This is a genomic window from Pseudomonas sp. GL_139_B (assembly GCF_057834475.1).
The window spans coordinates 3,418,898-3,437,339 of the sequence record NZ_CM174403.1 but is presented as its reverse complement, the minus strand read 5'-3'; the positions used below and the strand labels follow the sequence as shown (position 1 = coordinate 3,437,339).

Below are 18,442 nucleotides of genomic sequence, written 5' to 3'. Positions count from 1 at the left end.
AGAGAGCCCGCACATGGAAGTAGCACCGCAATTCATCGTCCACGAATCCACCCATTGGATACTCAATCATCACATGTCATCCGCGCTTCCTGGCTATCTAATGCTGGGGGCAAGGGAACATGTCGGCTCGCTGACCGAACTTACGGGCGGTGCCTTGGCTGAGTTGGGCGGCCTGCTCGCGACAATCCAGAAAATTCTTGAAGAGCGACTGAAGCCCAAGTGGCTCTATATCAGTCGATTCGGTCATGACCCACGCTATCCCATCCACTTTCACTTCATTCCCGTTTACCACTGGGTTGAAGATCTGTTCTGGAAGGATGCGAGGTACAGATTGCTGCAGACCTTTGCCACTCCCGATAATGCCCAGACACTGACCGATGGGGCGGAACTCACGCTATTCATATGGCGCGAATTTGGGGAAAGTCCGCAGCCTCCAGCCATTCAAGGCCCTTCGGTGAAGCAAGTCATTGATGAATTACGCCAGGCGTTCAAATAGAGACCCTTTGCGTGATGGGGCGATATCTGCTGGAACAACACCCCCATCCTTGCCCATCACACAGAAGCAATTTCAGGACTTCTTCGCAGCGCACAAGGACTCTTCGATTTCCTGTGCGACCAGGCTTTGTATTCGCCACATATTACGGTCACGAATGCCATGCTCTTTCAGCATAGTCACGGTGCGGAATAGATACTGGGCTGCCGAGCCCCAGTGCCCGGCTGCGCGAGCCAACACCTGTGCAACCTTTTCCATTGGCAACTTGCCTGCGTAGGCCATTCCGTCGCGTGCTGCGACAAAAGCTAGTGCACGCAATATCCCAGTCTCGGTTTTAACCGAAATCCAGCGCGGAACATTGGTCGGTGGGTTGGCGTCAATTTCTCGGAACATTAACAGTCCCAGTTGTTTGAAGTGATCCTGCGCTGGAAGGCGGTATGCCAACCCATTGCAGCTTCCGCCGCGGTCGAGGGCCAACATCAGGGCGGGTAACTCGCGTGTGCCACGCCAGCGAGTGAGTTTCAGGCAGAACGACCGATGCCACCCATAGGCGGTGGCGTTACGGCTTTCCAAAAATTCGAACTCCGGATTCCATATCAGTGAGCCATAAGCAAAGATCCAAAGATCTTCCGGTTTGTATTCACGTAAAAGTGCCTCCACCATCGCATCAAACTCTGCTTTGGTGTGTTCGGTCGTGCCCGGTTCGGGTCCAGGATCGGGCTCAAACCGCTCAACACAAGCGACGAGTTCCTCTGTCAGGTTTCGGCCTATGACTCGCGTTGTTTTTTTCATCGTTCATACCAGGCTCTCAGGGCTGATCAACAAAAAAGTCTAGCACTGCGTGCTGAATGAGTAGGCATGCCATGAGCCTCTATTGGGCTGTGGATTCAACCGGTCGATGGCACAAAGTGATTGAGGTGGCATAAACGCGAAACACGCACACCACCTCAACACCGCGGGATCAGTTAGCCATTCGTCGCTCCCGGCCAGCCGGCCTGATGCAGGGCTTTGAGCAACGTTTCCGAATCCAGGCCCGGCACGGCATGACCGTTGCGTTCGGCGGTGTCGGCGGCCAGCAAAGCATTGATGATGGCTTCTTCCACCGCTTCGGTGGCAGCCAGGAACAACTCGCTGATGTGGTCGTTGTTGACCATGCTCAGGTTGTCGGTAGTCGGCGCGTGCTTACTCTCGTAAGCGGCCGGCGGCATCTGATTACCGGTGGCGAAGGCGATGAAGATGTCACCGCTGTGGTCTTCATTACCGCCACCGGTGCGGGCGAGACCGAGGCTGGCCCGTTGCGCCAGGCGCGTACATTGATGCGGCAGCAACGGCGCATCGGTGGCCAGGCAAACGACAATCGAGCCCATGCCCGGGTGCGGCAGCGAAGCCTTGAGGAACGGCGAGTCGGCCTGTTCCATGTAGCGTCCGACCGGGTAGCCGTCGACGCGCAGTTCGTTACGAATGCCGTGGTTGGCCTGGACGATGGCGCCAACGGTCCAGCCGCCCTGAGCACTGCTCAGGCGCCGTGATGCGGTGCCGATGCCGCCCTTGAATTCATGACAGATCATGCCGCTACCGCCCCCGACGGAGCCTTCCGTTACCGGCCCGCTTTTGGCCGAACCCAGGGCCTCGGCCACGTGTTCAATCTTCACATGGAAGCCGTTGATGTCGTTGAGCAAGCCGTCGAAGGTCTCCAGCACCACCGGCATGTTCCAGTAGAGGCGACCGTCATCCGGCTGCTGCTCCCGATCCAGCACAATCAGCGCATCGCGCACCACGCCCAGGCTGTGGGTGTTGGTGAAAGCGATGGGACTGGTCAACAGACCCGCCTCGCGAATCCATTCCAGGCCGGTGGCGTCACCGTTGCCGTTCAACACATGGACGCCGGCAAAGCACGGTTGCTGGCTGGTGGAACCGGCACGCGGTTCGATAACGGTGACACCGGTCAGGATGTCGCGGCCGTTGGCGGTGCGTCCTCGCACATTGCTGTGGCCGACCCGTACGCCGGGCACGTCGGTGATGGCATTGAGCGGACCGGGTTGCAGTTGGCCGAACTGAATGTTCAGGTCACGGGCACGTGGTTTCATCGTCATTTTCATGATTTCTCTTTTGTTTGATTTGTTTCATCACGGGGCTTGGTCAGTCATCAGCAGAGCCGCGTCTGCCGATCAAGCGCCGGTCTTGACCGTGTTCCACGCGCGGGTGCGTATGCGCTCCATCTTCAGTGGCAGTGGTTCCAGCGGAAATAGCGTGTCCAACACTTGTTTGGACGGATACACACCAGGGTTGTCGCGGATTTTTTGCTCGACAAGCGCGGTGGCATCCTTGTTGGCGTTCGGATAGCTCAGGTAGTTGGATGAATCGGCGATGACTTCGGGGCGCAGCATGTAGTTGATGAAGGCCAACCCTTGCTCCGGGTTCGGCGCATCGTTGAGCTGCACCAGACTCTCCACCCACACCGGGGCACCTTCGCGAGGAATGCTGTAGACGAGGTTGCGATGGTTCCCGGCCAGTTCAGAGGCCTTTTGCGCATCGGCGACACCACCCGCCCAGCCCAGCACGACGCAGATGTTGCCGTTGGCCAGATCAGAGATGAACTTGGACGAATCGAAGTAGACGATATGGGGACGCAGTTTCAGCAACAGTTCCTCGGCTTTTTTGTAATCCTCCGGGTTCTGGCTGTTGTAAGGCAGTCCAAGGTAGTGCAACGCGATGGGAATGACTTCGCTAGGGGCGTCGAGCATGGCCACACCGCATTGACTTAGTTTGGCCAGATTCTCTTCCTTGAAAATCAGGTCCCAGGAATTAACGGGCGCATCTGGCCCGAGTATCGATTTAACCTTGTCCGCGTCATAGCCGATGCCAGTGGTACCCCACAGATAAGGGGCCGCATAGCTGTTTCCGGGATCGTTGCTCTGCAACTTGGCGAGGATTTCGGGGTCGAGGTGGGACCAGTTGGGCAACTTTGAACGATCCAGTTTTTTCAGCACACCTGCTTTGATCAGGTTCGGTAGCAGGTCGCCACTGGCAACCACTACGTCATAGCCGCTGCGGCCGGCCATCAGTTTGCTTTGCATGACGTCGCTGTTGTCGAACACATCGTACACAGCGCTGATGCCCGCTTCTTTCTGGAAGTCTTTCATCGTGTTCGGGGCAATGTAGTCATACCAGTTGTAGACGTGCACGCTGGATTTGGCAGGCTCGTCGGCCTTGGCGCAGGCCAGGCCGAAACTGAAAAGCGTGACCAGGACGAATGGCATGTAGCGAGACGATTTCATCGGGATGCTCCAGAGCATTAACGCCGGGTCCAAGGACACGAGCACTGCTCCTGCTAGTGTGTGAATTTTTGTTGTGGCAGGGTCAAAATCGAATCAATTCTGAACAATCGCTGTGGTTCAGGGGATCAGTAGTTCACGGCGACCATCAGTGTGCTCAATTTGCTCACCGTTCAGGAGCAGGCGGCGGTCACTGAGGTAGTCGTAGTCGAGGCGGGCGGTGCGTAGCAGGTTGAGATCAAGCTCTACCACCTGACGGCACTCTTCGCGCCCCGCTTCGAATAGTGTGCGGCCGAAGGGATCGATCGCTGTGCTCCCACCGGCAAAAACCAGGCCTTCATCGCCGTCGCCGACTCGATTCACCATCACCGCGAATGCCTGGTTTTCCTGAGCACGAGCCATGATCGCGGTACGGTGGACAGGGCCGTAGGGGTCCATGTTGCCGTTAGTGACCAGGATCAGCTCGGCACCGAGTTGGCCGAGGGCTCGAGCACTTTCCGGCAACTCAATGTCGTAGCAAATCAGCAGGCCGACACGGACGCCTTTCCAGAGCGCAGTGGCATAGCGGTCTCCCGGCTGGAGCAGGCCGCGTTCCGACGGCCAAAGGTGAGTCTTGCGATAGTGCAAGGCGATCCCTTGTGGTGTTATGAGCAGGGAAGTGTTGTAGAAGACGCCACCGTCGTTCTCCGCCATGCCAACCACCACCGCGACGTTCCGTTCGCGTACGGCGCGCTGCACCGCCTGCACACTCGGCCCGTCCAGGGGCTCGGCGACTTCAGCGAGTTGTTGCGCGTTGGCGAAACCCATCAATTGGGTCTCTGGAAATATCAGCAGATCGGTATCCACCGCGCAGGTAGCGATGGCCTGCAAGGTTCGCTTCAGGTTATAAGCGGTATCGCCATCGCGACCGGTAAGTTGTATGAGTTCAATCTTCATCAGTGATCCTTTCACGTGTTGTGGGCTCGCAATCGCCAAACTGAACAGCACCCGCCAGGGCTGGATGGAGTATGGAGAGCCATAAAGCGGAAAGTAATCACATCGATGGGGTAACCCCGTATGGGTAGAGTCGTGAGCATTACCTTGCAGGACATGGCCTGGCACCAGGCAATTGGCAGGCTGATTGAGGGACTTGACCGGCCAGGTTTCTGGCTGGCCTTGGTGCGTCTGCTGGACAGATACATACCGGTGGACAGTTGGGTCGTGCTGATTTTCAGCAATGGCCGCCCGCAGGTGCTCGCAGAATGCCCTGGCAAAGAGGGTGGGCCGGACCCGCTCTTTCAGGATTACCTCAAAGGCCTGTATCTGCTCGATCCCTTTTATCTGGCCAACCGGGAAGCACCGCAGAACGGTTTGTTTTGGCTGGCCGACGTGGCGCCGGAGTGCTTCGAGCAGACCGACTACTACCAACGCTACTTCCGCCTCAATATCGTCGCCGACGAAGTCCATATCAACGTCCAGCTCGACGCGGAACGTACCCTCAGCCTGTCACTGGGAAGCGAGGCCCGCTTCAGTCCGGAGCAGATCGCCTTGCTCACACTCGTCCAGCCTTGGGTCGCCGCGCTGATGCGTCAGCGTATGGCATTTGAACGGGAAGTCCTGGAGCAGATCGCGTTGCCGACCCCAAGTTGGCAGAACTGGCTGGACTCTACTGACAAGCAGCTGGATACGCCGCTCTCCGCCCGCGAACTGGAAGTCGGCCGGCTGATGCTCAGCGGCTGCTCGAACAAAGAGATCGCGCGCAAGCTGGCGATTTCCGCCGAAACGGTGAAGGTCCACCGCAAGCACATGTACAGCAAGCTCGGCATTAAATCGCAGTCCGAGCTGTTCTCACTGTTTCTGAATGCGCAGAGTTGAAGTCGACGATGGCGTCAGCTTCCAAGGCCATCGGCTTCGTCGCAGGCTGACAACGATGGTCATCAATTCACGGCTAGACTTCATCACCAACTAGAAACGTCGGAGGCATCATGAGCTTCATTCTCTGGGTCATTCTTGGCACAAACGGCGCACAGCCCGCTACAGCGATCGACCATGCCGAGTACAAGAATATGGAGGCGTGTCAGCACGCAGCCGATCAGCTCAAGGAATCACTGGGAGGGGTTCAATTCCAGATTCACACCCTCTGCACCCCCACGGGAAAGACAAAATAAAGCGCGATCATCAGGCCAGCCAAGACTCAATCTGACGCTTGGTTTCAAGGTTAAGGACAAGGCAGGGAAGGGGTTTTTAGCCTTCACTTGAGACCGGGTAATGGCCGTCCTTTCTTTCGCGAATGCTGTATTTTTTGGGAGATGTTCAGTTTTGGTGTTCAACACCCGGATTCTCACTCTGCGATCAGGGCTCAAGCTGCTGGCAGCGCTGTGCGCGGTGAGCGTGCTTGGCTGTTCACGTAGCGACGAGGAAGGGCAATGCAATGCTGCGGCGCAGGTGCCCGACCGGCAGGTCGTCATCATTGGTATCGACGGCCTGCGTGCCGACGCCGTCAGCCCGACACTGACCCCCTTCCTGTTCCAGTTGGCTGAGTCGCATGGGGTGGCTTGGGGGAGAGTCGATGTCAGCAACGGCCGCACGCAACAGACTTATTCCGCACCCGGCTGGGTCAGTGTGCTCACCTCAAGCTGGGCAAGCGCCCATGGCATTGTTGATAACAGCAGCAAAGGTCCAATCAAAGTCCAAACTGTGTTTGAGCGCCTTCATGGCCTCAAGGCCAATAGTCGCAGCGTTCTCATGACCTCCTGGCGGCCGCTGTACGACTTGGTCGAGGGGCGTTTGCGGGCTTCGCCCGAAATACACCACGCGGCGTTTTTGCGTGAGGACGATGCAGCGATCGAACATGAAGTAATGAGCACCTGGCGAGCCTGTCAGCCCGATTTGGCCTTCATTCATCTCGATGCTGTAGACCAAGCGGGCCATAAAGGGGCTTTTGACCCGTCTGATGCGGGCTACGCTGCCGCCGTGCGAGCAACAGACTCGCGCATTCGTCGCCTGTGGGAGAATGCATTTGCGTCACCCTCCACCCAAGGTGCCATGCCTCAGCGATTGGTCGTTTTTGCCAGCGACCACGGTGGCACCGGCAATGGTCACGGCGGCTATTCAGAAGCCGAGCGCTGGGCGCCGCTAATGGTCATATCGCCGTCTGGAAACCCTGCAGTGAACATCCACAATTTGGTTGATATTGGTCAGGCGTCGCTGGACTTCATTCAGTGAGGGGCCCTGTGGGCGAGCCTGCTCGCAAAAGCGGTGTGTCAGCCAAGATCCATGTTGGATGTGCTACCGCCTTCGTCAGAACGCCGCCCGTAGCAAGCTGAGCGCCAGGCATTAAAGCCTGATGGTCCGATCAACCGTGCCTGGAAAACCGCGCTGGTCAATCACAGCCGCTGCAAGCGCGATAGCAGAAAGAAAATCATCCGCGCACTGCACACCCAGACCAACAAATCTCGTTTATCGAACCAGGTGCACGCTCAATAGCCACGGTCGTCGGCACCAACGGTGAGTGCTGGTTTTAGTTGCAATTGTACGCCTTTGTTTTTAATCAACTTGCAGTTGAACAGATTCCACTTGGGTTCAGGAGCTATTCCATTCATAGGCTCATCAACGACTTGGAGGCTATAACACAAAAAAACGCGTCCGTATAATCCAGATTTAAATAAATACATAATAATAAATTGAAAGCTCATCGCCATTTAATTTCAAATACAGGTCAATTCAGCCATTGCGCTTCGTGAAATCGACTAGGCTTGCTTAACTTTCGCTTAAATCTCATCAGGGAAGGTAGCAATGGCTAAAGTTTCTCGGTTCAGCAATTGGCAACGCCAGTCGCTGACGTATCTATATGTGTTATTGAAATAAGCAAGCCATAGTGTCAGTTTGAAATATGTCGGTCTGCAAATAAGCCGCGACATACAGTGTCTTTTATTTGGCAAAGTTAACAGTGCAGGAATGATCCTTAACCATGAAGGTGAGCATGATGAGTGAAGACAGAAAACCTAATATCGGGCCGCAAGATCTGGCTGCAGTACAGGGCTCGCCATTTCTACTCAGTCAGCAGGAGTGGTATGCCATACAGCGCTATGTGGAGAGTGCGCTGTTGCTTCCCGATGATGAGAAACAAATGCGCAAGGATCTTGCCACTAAGACAAGTACGGGTGAAAAAACGCCCTATATGGGGCCTTTTGACGAGTTCAAACCTTTGCTGGCGGGTTATCAGAAAATAATTCCCCATGTTAAAGTCTGGAACGATAGCGTCTTTCCAAATACGGTCGAGTTGGCGAAGGATATTTCCGACTATGCAACTACCGCAAGAACTTACTATGGCGCGTTGATCCCGCCTATCGAGACACTTTCATTGGACCCTGGTAATACGGCGGCAAAGGACAAAATTGCCAGCATTTGTAAGAAACTCGCCAATGAAGCGAAGAATAACGAAGACAGGGCCATCGCAGTTTTTAACGAAATTAGCCTGTTTGCACAGCAAACCAGCGACGACGAGATTCTGCTCAAGAACCTTTTCCAGGAATACGAGGGGAAGTATGGCAAGCACAGTGCGTTATTAACGGCAAACAGAGAGGAGATGGCCACCCTCGCTGCCAAGATCGAAGAGATGAACAAGCAGTACGAATACGATTGCATCGTCGCCGAGACAACGCCCACCTATGCCTGGATAGTGTTTTGGGTCGCGCTGATTGTTGCGTCCATCTATGGTGACAGGGCCGCCAAGTTGAAACACGAAATAGATGTCAAGAAGGAGAGAGTGGATAAGCTTAAAGCCGAAGAGCAGGTAGCCATGGCATTGATGGGGACGCTCAATGTCGCCCTCAAGGGGCTTTCTGACATCCAGGAGCAAATAGAGGCGGCGTTGCCATGCATTCAGAAAATCAAGGGCGTGTGGAATGCGATTGGCGGTGATCTGAACAAGATCGGCAAGATCATCAAGGATGACATTCTCAATGAAGCTGATCTGAAGGACCTTGGTGTAGAAAATGCCATTGCAATGTGGTCGCAATGCAAGTTGAAGTCCGATTCGTATCGGGCGCATGCGTGGATCACTCCACCAAAACAGGAAGAAAAAACGGCTTGAGGAAATTCCCTCAGTGGTAAGGGGCGGCGGTGCAAAAAGCTTCTTTGTTCAAGGCACGATTTCACGCACGCCCTCGCTCTCCAGCCTATTTATGACAGGAACCGCAGCAATGAACCTATGGCAAACGGCGTTTGATGAAGCTCGCAACACTCCCGCATGGAAGGGTATTTTCCCAGCGCGCAGAGAGAAAATGCTCTACACGCGAGAGGTGAGAACGGTCTCGGACAAATGGATCTTCAGGGATCTGTGTATCGACTTGCAAACGGATGTTGCCCAGAGGCTGGCGGCGGCGGATACCAAGCCAATCACGATCTCCATCTTCGCCGACACGCTCTATGTGCCCTCGACGCTGAGCATGACCTTGAAAAATATTGCGCTAATTATCGTGGCGCGAAATATCGAGGTAGATACCCAGGCCACGCTTAACCTGGATTTCACCAACTCCTTCGGCGCGAGCCTTCTGCTGTTCACTACGAAAGTTAGCGGTCACTTCCAGGTTGAGTCTCTGATGGGCAAGCCAGAGCAGGTTCCTGTCAATGCTCCGCAGGCTGCCGGGCTTTGGATAAAATACGATTATGCTGCGCAAAAGACCAAGGTCCTGGAGCACCCGGCGCTGCTGGGTAAATGGTTTGAAAACGGCTCGCCACTCTGGCTGATGGCCGTGTCCGCTTTCCAGATGGCTACAGTCCTCGTTACGCCCTCCGTGAACAAAAAAAATACACCGGAACAAGAGTCGGCGTTGCGCGAGAAAGCCATTGCTATGCTCGATTTCATCTTGCGTTGTGCGAAAGACGCGGCCCCCGATAACGCAGAGTGGCAGGACCTGGCGCAGGAGAGCAAAGCGCTGACAAGCAGCCTCACGGCAGCCCTCCCTCCGAACCTGGAGTGTGCGCAGACGTACGCTCGCTTGCTGAATCGGCAGACACCCGTATACGAGCGCCAGCGCAAGTTGAAGGAAATCAGGCGCGCAAGCGACCTGAAAAATCAGGCACCGTCGTACGAAATTGTTGCTACAAAAGTGCTGCCTCCAAAACCGGAAGAGATCAAATATATCCGACATGGTGCACAAACAATCGGCGTGAAGGAGTTGAATGGGTGGATGCGTCCGGTCCGACGCGTAACCCTTTCCGGTGTCGAAATAGAACTGGACGATTTGGATCGTAGTGAGTTTCTGAAAACCTACGGCGGTCAGAAGGACATTCAAGAGCTTTGTATTCACGCCGACACGGTGGTTATAAAAACAAAGCTGCATTTCCCCCAGACCGATGTTTTCATCTATTGCCGCGAGCTTTATTTCGAAGGCGCAGATGCTTGTATCGATACACAACCCATCGCTACGGAATATCGGGGGTCACTCGGCAAGGACGGGTTCGATGGCGCCAAAGCCGGCGATATCTGTCTTTACGTGCAACGTTTCGCAACCACAGAAAAAGAATCTACAAAGCACTTCCGCGCAGTGGGAGGCAAAGGCCAGGATCCTGACGAAGGTGATCTTGCGTTTTCTTTTACCCAACGCCATCTGGAATGTATTACCAAGGAAAAGTGGGACGGTTTGTTCAGCTATACCAATCGTAAGGTCGGCGGTGCGACGGTGGCGGCTCCTGATTGGGGCAAATACAAGGAATATCAACCGGCAACAGCGCTCGATCAAACCAGGGGCATCGTATATGCAGAGTTGAAAGTCGATGGCCGAGTCGTTGAAACGGCAGGTACAAAGGATAGCCCCGGCATGGGCGGTAAAGGCCCCATCCCGGGAAGGCCGGGTACCGGAGGCGCCGGGGGCAATCTTTACAGCACTCTGCCGGATGACGTTGCTTCCTATATCGATTTGACTGGAGGCGTCTCTGGAACCCGGATTACCTCCACAAAGGGTGGATGGGGAGGAACACCAGACGCGGCTTACTGGTTCCTTTTTGAAAATAAGGATGTAAACGGCAAGATCGAGTTCGTGCCGACCATTGAAAAGAAAGAGGCGACAACGGGCCCGGATGGCCCTGCTGGTCCCGCCCCCTTGGAGCCAACAGGAAAAGCGGGTAGCTCCAAGCTGTTCGAAGATGTGCCGGTTAGCCCATGGTTGACGACTATCAACCTGAAAACCGCTGTGCAATTTGCAAAAAATGCTCTCGCCAGCGGGAATACCGACCTGGCACGCGAATTCCTGAGCCCTTATCTGGAAGGACTCGAGAAAACACCCGCAAAAGACGACGAGATGTTGCAACTGCAGGATGAAGTGTCGAGTCTGGTTGAGCAGGCGATTCAAAATGTCGACTACTTCGGCAATCCACCCGGATGGGTGCCGATGTTGTCCCTGGAAAGCGCGGTCAAAATCTATCAGAGCATACTGAAATCATCGATAGGGGAGATTTACACCTCTTATTATCTTCAAAAGGCATGGCAGGCTAAGTCAGACCGCCAGGCTGCTGTACAAAATCTCCTTGGCCTTCTTACAAAAAATACCGAAACCACACAAAAATCGTTGATCACGACTCGCGCGGACGTCATCACGACCATTCAGGCATTGAGACAGCTCAATGTCGAGGTAGAAGAGAAACTCCTCAAGCCGCTGGAGCAAATAGAAAAAAGATTGCGCGACAATGCCGACTACCTGATGGGGGAGTCTGAAAAGATGGCAATAATCGCGGCGGCCTTCAAGATCTTCGCTGCGGTGGCTAAAGCGATTCCGCTTCCTGAACCCTATCAGATGGCTGCCGGGGCGGTCGGGACAGTCTTCGATGTGGCGGGCGATTTCGTCAAGGAAGGAGGCTTCACAGACAATGCCTTCAGTAAGTTGAAAAGCGGCGTAAATGATTTCGTGACATCCAATACCGACAATTTTGTGGAGCAGTCTGCAAGGGGGATGGATGACGCCCTGCTGGACGCGAAAAAGGACATAAATCAACTAAAGGACAAGGCGGACGCAGCATCCAGGAAGAAGGATGAGTTACAGGATTCTTACGATGAGAAGAAGAAAAAACACGACGAACTGGTGAAAAATGAAAAAGAGCTGATGGAAAAAAAACGTAAACGTTTGTTGTACGGTCGTGGGTCGCGCAAGGAGGAGGAGGAAGGTCAACTCATAAAAGACTTAAAAAAATATGAGGATGATAGAAAGAAAGAGCTGGATGCCAGCACGACTGATTATAAAAACCAGGCCGGTGAGGTCACGAAGGCCGAGAGCGAAATCAAAAGGAAAGAGCTCGCGCTGAAAGCGTCGAAGGAACAAGTCGATCTGGCGAAAAAAGAAAATGCCGCGAAAGTGAAAAAGGGCATTGAACAGGTTAAAAAAATTGCAGCCGGCGTAGAAACGATCGGCAAAACCGTCAACGAGCTGATGGTGTCGCGATCACAATTAAACAGCGCATGGGATAAAACGCTGGCGAAACTGATGCTCAATGACAAGGAGTTTCAGGAGGTCACCAGTCAATTGGCGGCACTGAACCAACGTAAGACCGCTTTGGCCACCCAGCTATTGACACTGAAAACCAGTCTTGGCCAACAAAGCAATCAAATCTCGAACAACCTGCTGGCGATCAATGTTCTCGGCAGCCAGTTGGGGGGCAGTAGAGATGCCCTCGACCCCGCGGCGATCGCGTACGTGCAGTCGATCAGTCACGAGGCGCATCAAACGCTCATGCAGTTCCTCTACTACGTTGTCAAAGCCTATGAGTATTACACCGTAGAGCCATGGGGCAAACTGGATCAGGGAGCACAAAAACTCTTTGAAAGCTTGCAAAATGTACTCGAACCGTCCGACCAGATCTCCGGGATCGACAATCTCACTGAGGATGAGCAGAAAAAACTTAAGGCGTTGCTCAGTAAACCAGTCGCTTTTAAGGAAAGCATGCTGACGGAGGATGAGTTCAAACTCCTGACGATCGTGTACGAGAAGCCCTTGCGGGATATGGGGAAACGCCTGGCCAGTCAATTGGCTTCAGGATCAGGCCGCTTGTTGAAGGAAGCGCCGAAGACAGTGACATTGGGACGCGAACACCTCCAAGAGCTCAATAGCATAATCAAGGATTCAATTTTCGAGAACACCATACCTTTGTCCCTGATGCGACTGCGCCAGATCGATGAGACCAGCGAGAAGCAGCGCATTGGCAACATCAAGGTCGTGAAGGTTCAATGCAGGAAACTGGGGAAAGCGTTTCCCGACTCCATCACTTTCAAAGTCAGCCATTGCGGAAAGTCGGTTGTGCGGGCTCAGGGCAAGCTGTTTGCGTTTGAGCCAGAGGGCGGTCGTGAGGAAGATCGAGGGCAACAATCAAGTGTCGTTTTCAATACAAGAGGCGGCAAGACCGCAGACGAAGATTGGGTGATCGAAAATGAAATCGGCACTCTTCAGGGCAAGGCTTTATGGCAACCCACTACGGACAGGCAGGAAAATCTACTGACGCAGTTCCTGACGAGTGAATCTGCCAGCCAAGGCATTACGCTTTCAGAGTTTCGCCCAGGCGTGTTCTCAGACTTTGAATTGACGGTCGAAATCAGTCCCCCCGAGTACAAGATCGAGTTGGAGGAGATTCGATTGCAGATTACTACGGAGGCTGGCGAAGTACCGAAGGGACAAAAAATTGTTTGTGTCAACACTCTCCCGGAATTGGCGATTCCAATCACAACGAGCGTGAAGGACATGAGTAATTGTTCGGGAGGGCTAGGGAACTACGTTGGAGTGTTCCAGGATATGCAGAAAATGCGCGTTAGCGTGCCAGAGCGCTATGGTAACTACGTCCACACGGGTTGGTGTATTGATGGAGAAAACAAACCTGACAATGGGCAGAACTATTACGAAGTCAGTAAAAGCTCATACCTGGTGGCGCATTTTGAAGAAGAGAAGTTTTCGGCGAAATAACCCACCCTCCTGGTTGGCATATAGGGGCATGAACTCATGAGTCAATTTGCAGTGTGTGGATTTCCCAAAGTGACTCATGGGTTCAAGGGAGAAAAATCATGATTCGATGCATCTCGACAGCCAGTTCAATGATCTTGCTACTGCTGGTAGCGATGGGATTGGCATTGCCGGTGGCACGTAGCGCAATGGCAGAAGATGCACCTGTTGATTTCTCCCCAAAAGAAGCCAGTCAGTTGTTCGCCATACCCGGAGCGATGTGGTCGAACATCAATCAATTTGCGTTTTTAGTCTGTCTGGACGAGCCGGGGGTGAAAGCAACCCTCAACGACCGCCTTAGCGGATTAGGGGGATACGCTGAGCTTCGCTCTAGTTGCCAGGTTTGGGGCTCGACGACTTTCTCGAAACTGCAGATGCTGGCGACGGAACTTGCCTCTGGAGATATGAAACAACGCCTGCTGCGTCTGCAAAGCTCTGTTAAAAATCTGTCTAATAACGCCAGCGGTGCGCGGCAAGAGTTTGAGCAGGCGGCCGACGATGTCAATAACAAACTGGAAACATTGAATGAGCTCAGCCGGCAGGTGAATCAACAGTCAATGGCTTTTCACAATGCGAGCAATATCGTCATCGGGCACTACAAAAAGAACAATCCACCTGATTCGGCTTGGGTAAACATCGGGCCGAAACTGGAGGATGTTGGTTTGGCCCTGGCTTCCATGGTGGGCCGATGGAATATATTGACCGGCAATCTGGCCTATTTACGCAAGACCGTCGCGTTGCCTGCGGGAACCCCCGGAGTACCGCAGTTGTATGACCTGGACATCGAAGTCGGCCTCCATGCCTGGGATGAGATCGCCCAGCGCGCCAGTCAGTTTCTTAGCAATATGCCTGCACAGAACAAGTATTTGTCCGGGCAGAATTACTATGAAAACTGTCCGCTCGACGAGAGTAAATGGTACTTGATGACAAATATGTTCCTGTCTGGTAAAGGCTATGTACTCACTGCTCAGCGCTCTGGACCCTTGCCCCCAAGGCATACTGGCAAGACACTAATGAAGCCACTCGCACAACAAAATGATGCTAACTATAACGAAGCAGGCTCCCAGCAATGGCGATTTCACCGTTTTGGAAAAGGATGGTGGGGAATTGAAAGTCGCATAAGAAACGATACTGGCTATCCGTTTATTTTTTTACTCGGCAGCAATGCGCAAGTGGAACGTGCGTTGCAGATACAGTGGGAGGCGATTCCACAGGATTATTGGTGGCGTTGCCTGGAAACTAACCGGCCTGGATGGTTTCGGCTCGCGAATGCGGCACTGGGTGACTTAAAGCTTTTAGATACGTTCAATAACGAGCACGCATTTTTTCCTGGAACCATGGGTGACACAAAATTGGATTACAGCGGTCAGTTTTGGAAACTAGAGTCTGCTGGAAATCCATGAAAAACACTGCGCGAACATTAAGAAGAATAGTTGTTTAATAAAACTATCGTCGAACCCATTGGAAAGGTTGCGGCTTGGAAATCATCCTCAAGCGCAACCTTTAATTACCGAGAGAATATTTTCAGAGGGGCGGATTCACATATCAAATTCAATCTTATCCACTTGCCCCGTATCCCCGGTAACCTCAGCTCGATATCGACCAAATTGAAACGCTCCGTGAGCGAATCCTGGGAGATTGTCTGCCCAATTATCCACATTTGTTTGAAATGCCGCAACAAGACCACCTAAGTTATGGTTTGCAGCGAACGCCATTAGATCATTTGCTGCACTCGGACTCCAATGTGCCATGTTATCACCTGTTTGTTAAACGAATGAAATGTAGGGTTGGATATGTTTCATGTCGCTGAATAATTATGTCTGGAAATCACTAATGCGCAACGTGCTAATTGATAGTCTAACCCATTAACCGATAAGTGGTATTGGATTGGCTTGTATTGAATCTATGGATGAAAATTTCGTGTGCTTGCAGGGGTTGGGTTTAGTTGTAGGTCGGCTGCGATATGTAAAATATGAAGAGCTGCCGATTCATCTATAGCGAATCGAAGTAATCGTGAATTATTTTAAATTTGCGACTTTTCGAGTATTTTGTAATTAAGTGTTGCAGTATGAAGTTGTGGAGCTGTTTAACTTGAAAGTAAGCTACTTTGAACGCCCGACACGGGCCAGGATGTCACTTTTGACAGCTGTCACCGAGTAGGGTTGGTGGTTTTCCATACAGCAGTCGTCGTATTTCAGAGGGAAATTTCGAACGAGGTGCTCGCGAGGCGTTCGCCATTCACCAGAATGTGCACAGCATGCACGCCCACATAATGTTTGCGAGTGGTGAGTTCCTTGATCAGTTGGCTACGGCTGACCCGTTCAGTCGCCTTGCCAAGTAGCGTCAATACCTTGAGCTTGAACACCTTCGCCGAGGTGCTGCCATTGGCTTTGACATAATCAATCGCATAGTCGATTACCAGTCGCTGACTCGCCGACACCGTGGATTTCACAACAAACGACAGGGTGATTTTCTCCCCCAACCGAATCACTGCCGGTTCAACCGTCAGCCCAGCAATCTCAACGTCAGCCTTGCCACTGGCCCCAATAATCGCCAACGCCCGCTGATTGCCCTGTTTGATCAAACTGCGCAACGCATGCTTGGCAATCCACGCCGTGTGCTTGTTATCCAGCGCCCAACCCTCGATCAAGTCCAGCACCCACTCAGGATGATCCTTGGTAATGTCATTGAGATGGTTAGCCACGGATTTGCGCACATAAAGGCTTTCATCCGCCTTCAGGTTGTCGAGAATCGCCGCCGCCAGCGTCGGATCTGCCTGGACCTGCTCCAGCCGGAACGACCACGGCAACCGCGGTCGACTGCCTTCGCTGGCCAGACGCCGGACGTGCTCATTCTCATCCCGCGACCATTCCCGCATCAGCGCCAATGAGCGCTTCAAATCACTGCGCAGAAAATACCGAACCGCAAACTCCGCCGAACCAAACGTGGTGAAGTACTTGAGCGCCGCCATCGACTGCTCAAAATCATGTCCGCCATACATCGCCACATAATGCGGCAGCGAAATACTGACAAACCCACTGTTTAGCCGAGGGGCGAGGGCGCGCAGCACCTCAAGCGACTCGTCATACCCCAGCGGCAGCACCGCGTGCAGGCATTCGCTGACCCGGGCCATGCGTTGCATGATCGATAACTCTGCAAGGCCGTCGTTGGCCCTCGTCAGGAAGGCGTTGGCGTTGAACTCGGGGTAGACCGCCGTCATTTCGGTCGCGATGTGCTTGAGACGCTCGGCGTTGAAGATTTCCTTCAGCGCCGGGGCGGGTTGTTCGACGGCAGTCATGGGTGAGTCCGGTTGTGTGGGCGGCTCAGGTTATCGGGGTACTGATGAATGCCTCAAGTGTTTCTGCTTGTGTGGTGAATTCGGCGATTCGCGGAAAGCGCTCGGCATCGACCTGATCCGGCACTACCAGATTGGTGAAGCTCCAGGCGACGGCCAGCGTAATCCCGTCCTGGGCAATCAAGGTGCCGTTCGCTAATGGCTGCTTTTCCAGTTCTCGCTCAAGTGAAGAAAACGCCGCCGCCAATTGCCCTTCGACGCGTTCCACCCACGGCTGGAACTGGATTTCGGCCGGACGCAGGCTGCGTTCGTAATATAGCTGCACTGATTTCTCGCACGCCGCCAGCGCCAGGCCGATCACGCGCAAGGCGCGCAGCCGTTGCTTGAAGTCGCGGGGCATCAGGCTTTTGCCGGGGCCGGCCAAAGCTTCCAGGTAGTCGATGATCAGCGTTGAATCCATCAATACTTCGCCATCGTCCAACACCAGCGTTGGCGCCTTGACCACCGGGTTGATCTGCTGGAACTGCTCGAAGTGCCTAAACACCGACACCGATTGGTGTTCCAGGTCGATGCCCAGGTGTTTGGCGGATATGGCCACACGCCGTACATAAGGCGAATCCAGCATGCCGATCAGCTTCATTAATACGTTCCTTCAGAGGACCATTGCGGGACGGACAACCTTAGCTCAGGTTGCGCGACCTGCAACAAGCGGGGGCTGGTATGCCCGTTTGTCTTCTATATACCGCCTTTCGATTGAATTTCTTGCTATAAACGCACTCCGATAACGGCGGCAACGGTTGCCATAGAGCACTTTTGCGCACCTTGTCGGACAAATTCGCTGACTTTTCAGTTGCTGGGGCCTCAAGTCGGCCTTAGACTGCCGCCCCTCGTAAATTGAGTGCCGGGTGGCGCTTGGAATAAACGGCGCCTTTGCGGCGGACGACAGAGGTCCGCCGGAACGCTCCCTAATTCGCCTTAATGCACGTTTTTTTATAGAGATATCAATGACAAAGGACAAGTTGCTGGCCATGCCGGCGGATGACTACATGAATGCTGAGCAGCACGCTTTTTTCTCCGAGCTGTTGCAGAACATGAAAGTCGAAACCCATGAGCGCATCGAACAGAACCGCATCGCCATCGAGAGTCTGGACACCCCGGCCGATCCGGCAGACGCGGCTTCGGTCGAAGAAGAGCGCACCTGGCTGGTGAACGCGATCGATCGCGACCAGCGCATGCTGCCTCAGTTGGAACAGGCTCTGGAACGCATCAAAGAAGACAGCTTCGGCTGGTGCGACGACAGCGGCGAGGCCATTGGCCTGAAACGCCTGCTGATCAGCCCGACCACCAAGTACTGCATCGAAGCTCAAGAGCGTCACGAACAGATCGACAAGCACCAGCGTCAGGCCTGATTTCGTAG

The 18,442-nt window shown here is 53.7% G+C and carries 14 protein-coding genes; 8 read left to right on the top strand and 6 right to left on the bottom strand.

Annotation, left to right across the window (positions count from 1 at the left end; genetic code table 11):
• Positions 1-13 precede the first annotated feature (13 nt).
• The gene (locus AC3ISI_RS15605; RefSeq protein ID WP_489332726.1) at positions 14-496 is read left to right on the top strand and encodes an HIT family protein; all 483 of its coding nucleotides are present in this window, start codon (positions 14-16) and stop codon (positions 494-496) included.
• A gap of 72 nt (positions 497-568) precedes the next feature.
• On the opposite strand, the gene AC3ISI_RS15600 is transcribed toward AC3ISI_RS15605, so the two are convergent.
• From AC3ISI_RS15600 to AC3ISI_RS15585, 4 genes are all read right to left on the bottom strand, one after another.
• Positions 569-1,285 (bottom strand): gamma-glutamylcyclotransferase, encoded by a 717-nt coding sequence (locus tag AC3ISI_RS15600; RefSeq protein ID WP_489332725.1) that lies wholly within the window; start codon positions 1,283-1,285, stop codon positions 569-571.
• 173 nt (positions 1,286-1,458) lie between these two features.
• Positions 1,459-2,580, bottom strand: a complete 1,122-nt coding sequence (locus tag AC3ISI_RS15595) for a DmpA family aminopeptidase (RefSeq protein WP_489337726.1) — start codon at positions 2,578-2,580, stop codon at positions 1,459-1,461.
• Positions 2,581-2,661: 81 nt separating this feature from the next.
• On the bottom strand, positions 2,662-3,771 hold the full coding sequence (locus AC3ISI_RS15590; protein WP_489332724.1) for a polyamine ABC transporter substrate-binding protein: 1,110 nt from the start codon (positions 3,769-3,771) through the stop codon (positions 2,662-2,664).
• 117 nt (positions 3,772-3,888) lie between these two features.
• Complete coding sequence (locus AC3ISI_RS15585) at positions 3,889-4,704, bottom strand: carbon-nitrogen hydrolase family protein (RefSeq protein ID WP_489332723.1); 816 nt, start codon at positions 4,702-4,704, stop codon at positions 3,889-3,891.
• Between the two features lie 132 nt (positions 4,705-4,836).
• Here AC3ISI_RS15585 and AC3ISI_RS15580 point away from each other — a divergent pair, with 132 nt between their 5' ends.
• The 6 genes from AC3ISI_RS15580 to AC3ISI_RS15555 all read left to right on the top strand — a co-directional run bounded on the left by AC3ISI_RS15580 (position 4,837) and on the right by AC3ISI_RS15555 (position 15,133).
• Positions 4,837-5,622 carry a helix-turn-helix transcriptional regulator gene (locus AC3ISI_RS15580; RefSeq protein WP_489337725.1) on the top strand — a complete coding sequence of 262 codons (786 nt, stop codon included), beginning with the start codon at positions 4,837-4,839 and terminating at the stop codon, positions 5,620-5,622.
• Positions 5,623-5,732: 110 nt separating this feature from the next.
• Positions 5,733-5,915: a hypothetical protein gene (locus AC3ISI_RS15575; protein ID WP_489332722.1), complete on the top strand. Its 183-nt coding sequence runs from the start codon at positions 5,733-5,735 to the stop codon at positions 5,913-5,915.
• A gap of 100 nt (positions 5,916-6,015) precedes the next feature.
• Positions 6,016-6,972 (top strand): alkaline phosphatase family protein, encoded by a 957-nt coding sequence (locus AC3ISI_RS15570; RefSeq protein ID WP_489332721.1) that lies wholly within the window; start codon positions 6,016-6,018, stop codon positions 6,970-6,972.
• Between the two features lie 757 nt (positions 6,973-7,729).
• Positions 7,730-8,842 carry an alpha-xenorhabdolysin family binary toxin subunit A gene (locus tag AC3ISI_RS15565; RefSeq protein WP_489332720.1) on the top strand — a complete coding sequence of 371 codons (1,113 nt, stop codon included), beginning with the start codon at positions 7,730-7,732 and terminating at the stop codon, positions 8,840-8,842.
• Positions 8,799-13,694: a hypothetical protein gene (locus AC3ISI_RS15560; RefSeq protein WP_489332719.1), complete on the top strand. Its 4,896-nt coding sequence runs from the start codon at positions 8,799-8,801 to the stop codon at positions 13,692-13,694. The genes AC3ISI_RS15565 and AC3ISI_RS15560 overlap by 44 nt, the downstream gene beginning before the upstream one ends.
• Before the next feature lie 98 nt (positions 13,695-13,792).
• A complete protein-coding gene (locus AC3ISI_RS15555) occupies positions 13,793-15,133 on the top strand; it encodes a hypothetical protein (protein WP_489332718.1) in 1,341 nt (446 codons plus the stop codon).
• 791 nt (positions 15,134-15,924) lie between these two features.
• Here the strand turns inward: AC3ISI_RS15555 and AC3ISI_RS15550 are convergent.
• A complete protein-coding gene (locus AC3ISI_RS15550) occupies positions 15,925-17,028 on the bottom strand; it encodes a DNA alkylation repair protein (RefSeq protein WP_489332717.1) in 1,104 nt (367 codons plus the stop codon).
• Between the two features lie 25 nt (positions 17,029-17,053).
• Positions 17,054-17,665: a glutathione S-transferase family protein gene (locus AC3ISI_RS15545; RefSeq protein WP_489332716.1), complete on the bottom strand. Its 612-nt coding sequence runs from the start codon at positions 17,663-17,665 to the stop codon at positions 17,054-17,056.
• Positions 17,666-18,029: 364 nt separating this feature from the next.
• Here AC3ISI_RS15545 and AC3ISI_RS15540 point away from each other — a divergent pair, with 364 nt between their 5' ends.
• The gene (locus AC3ISI_RS15540) at positions 18,030-18,434 is read left to right on the top strand and encodes a TraR/DksA family transcriptional regulator (RefSeq protein WP_007907888.1); all 405 of its coding nucleotides are present in this window, start codon (positions 18,030-18,032) and stop codon (positions 18,432-18,434) included.
• Positions 18,435-18,442 lie beyond the last annotated feature (8 nt).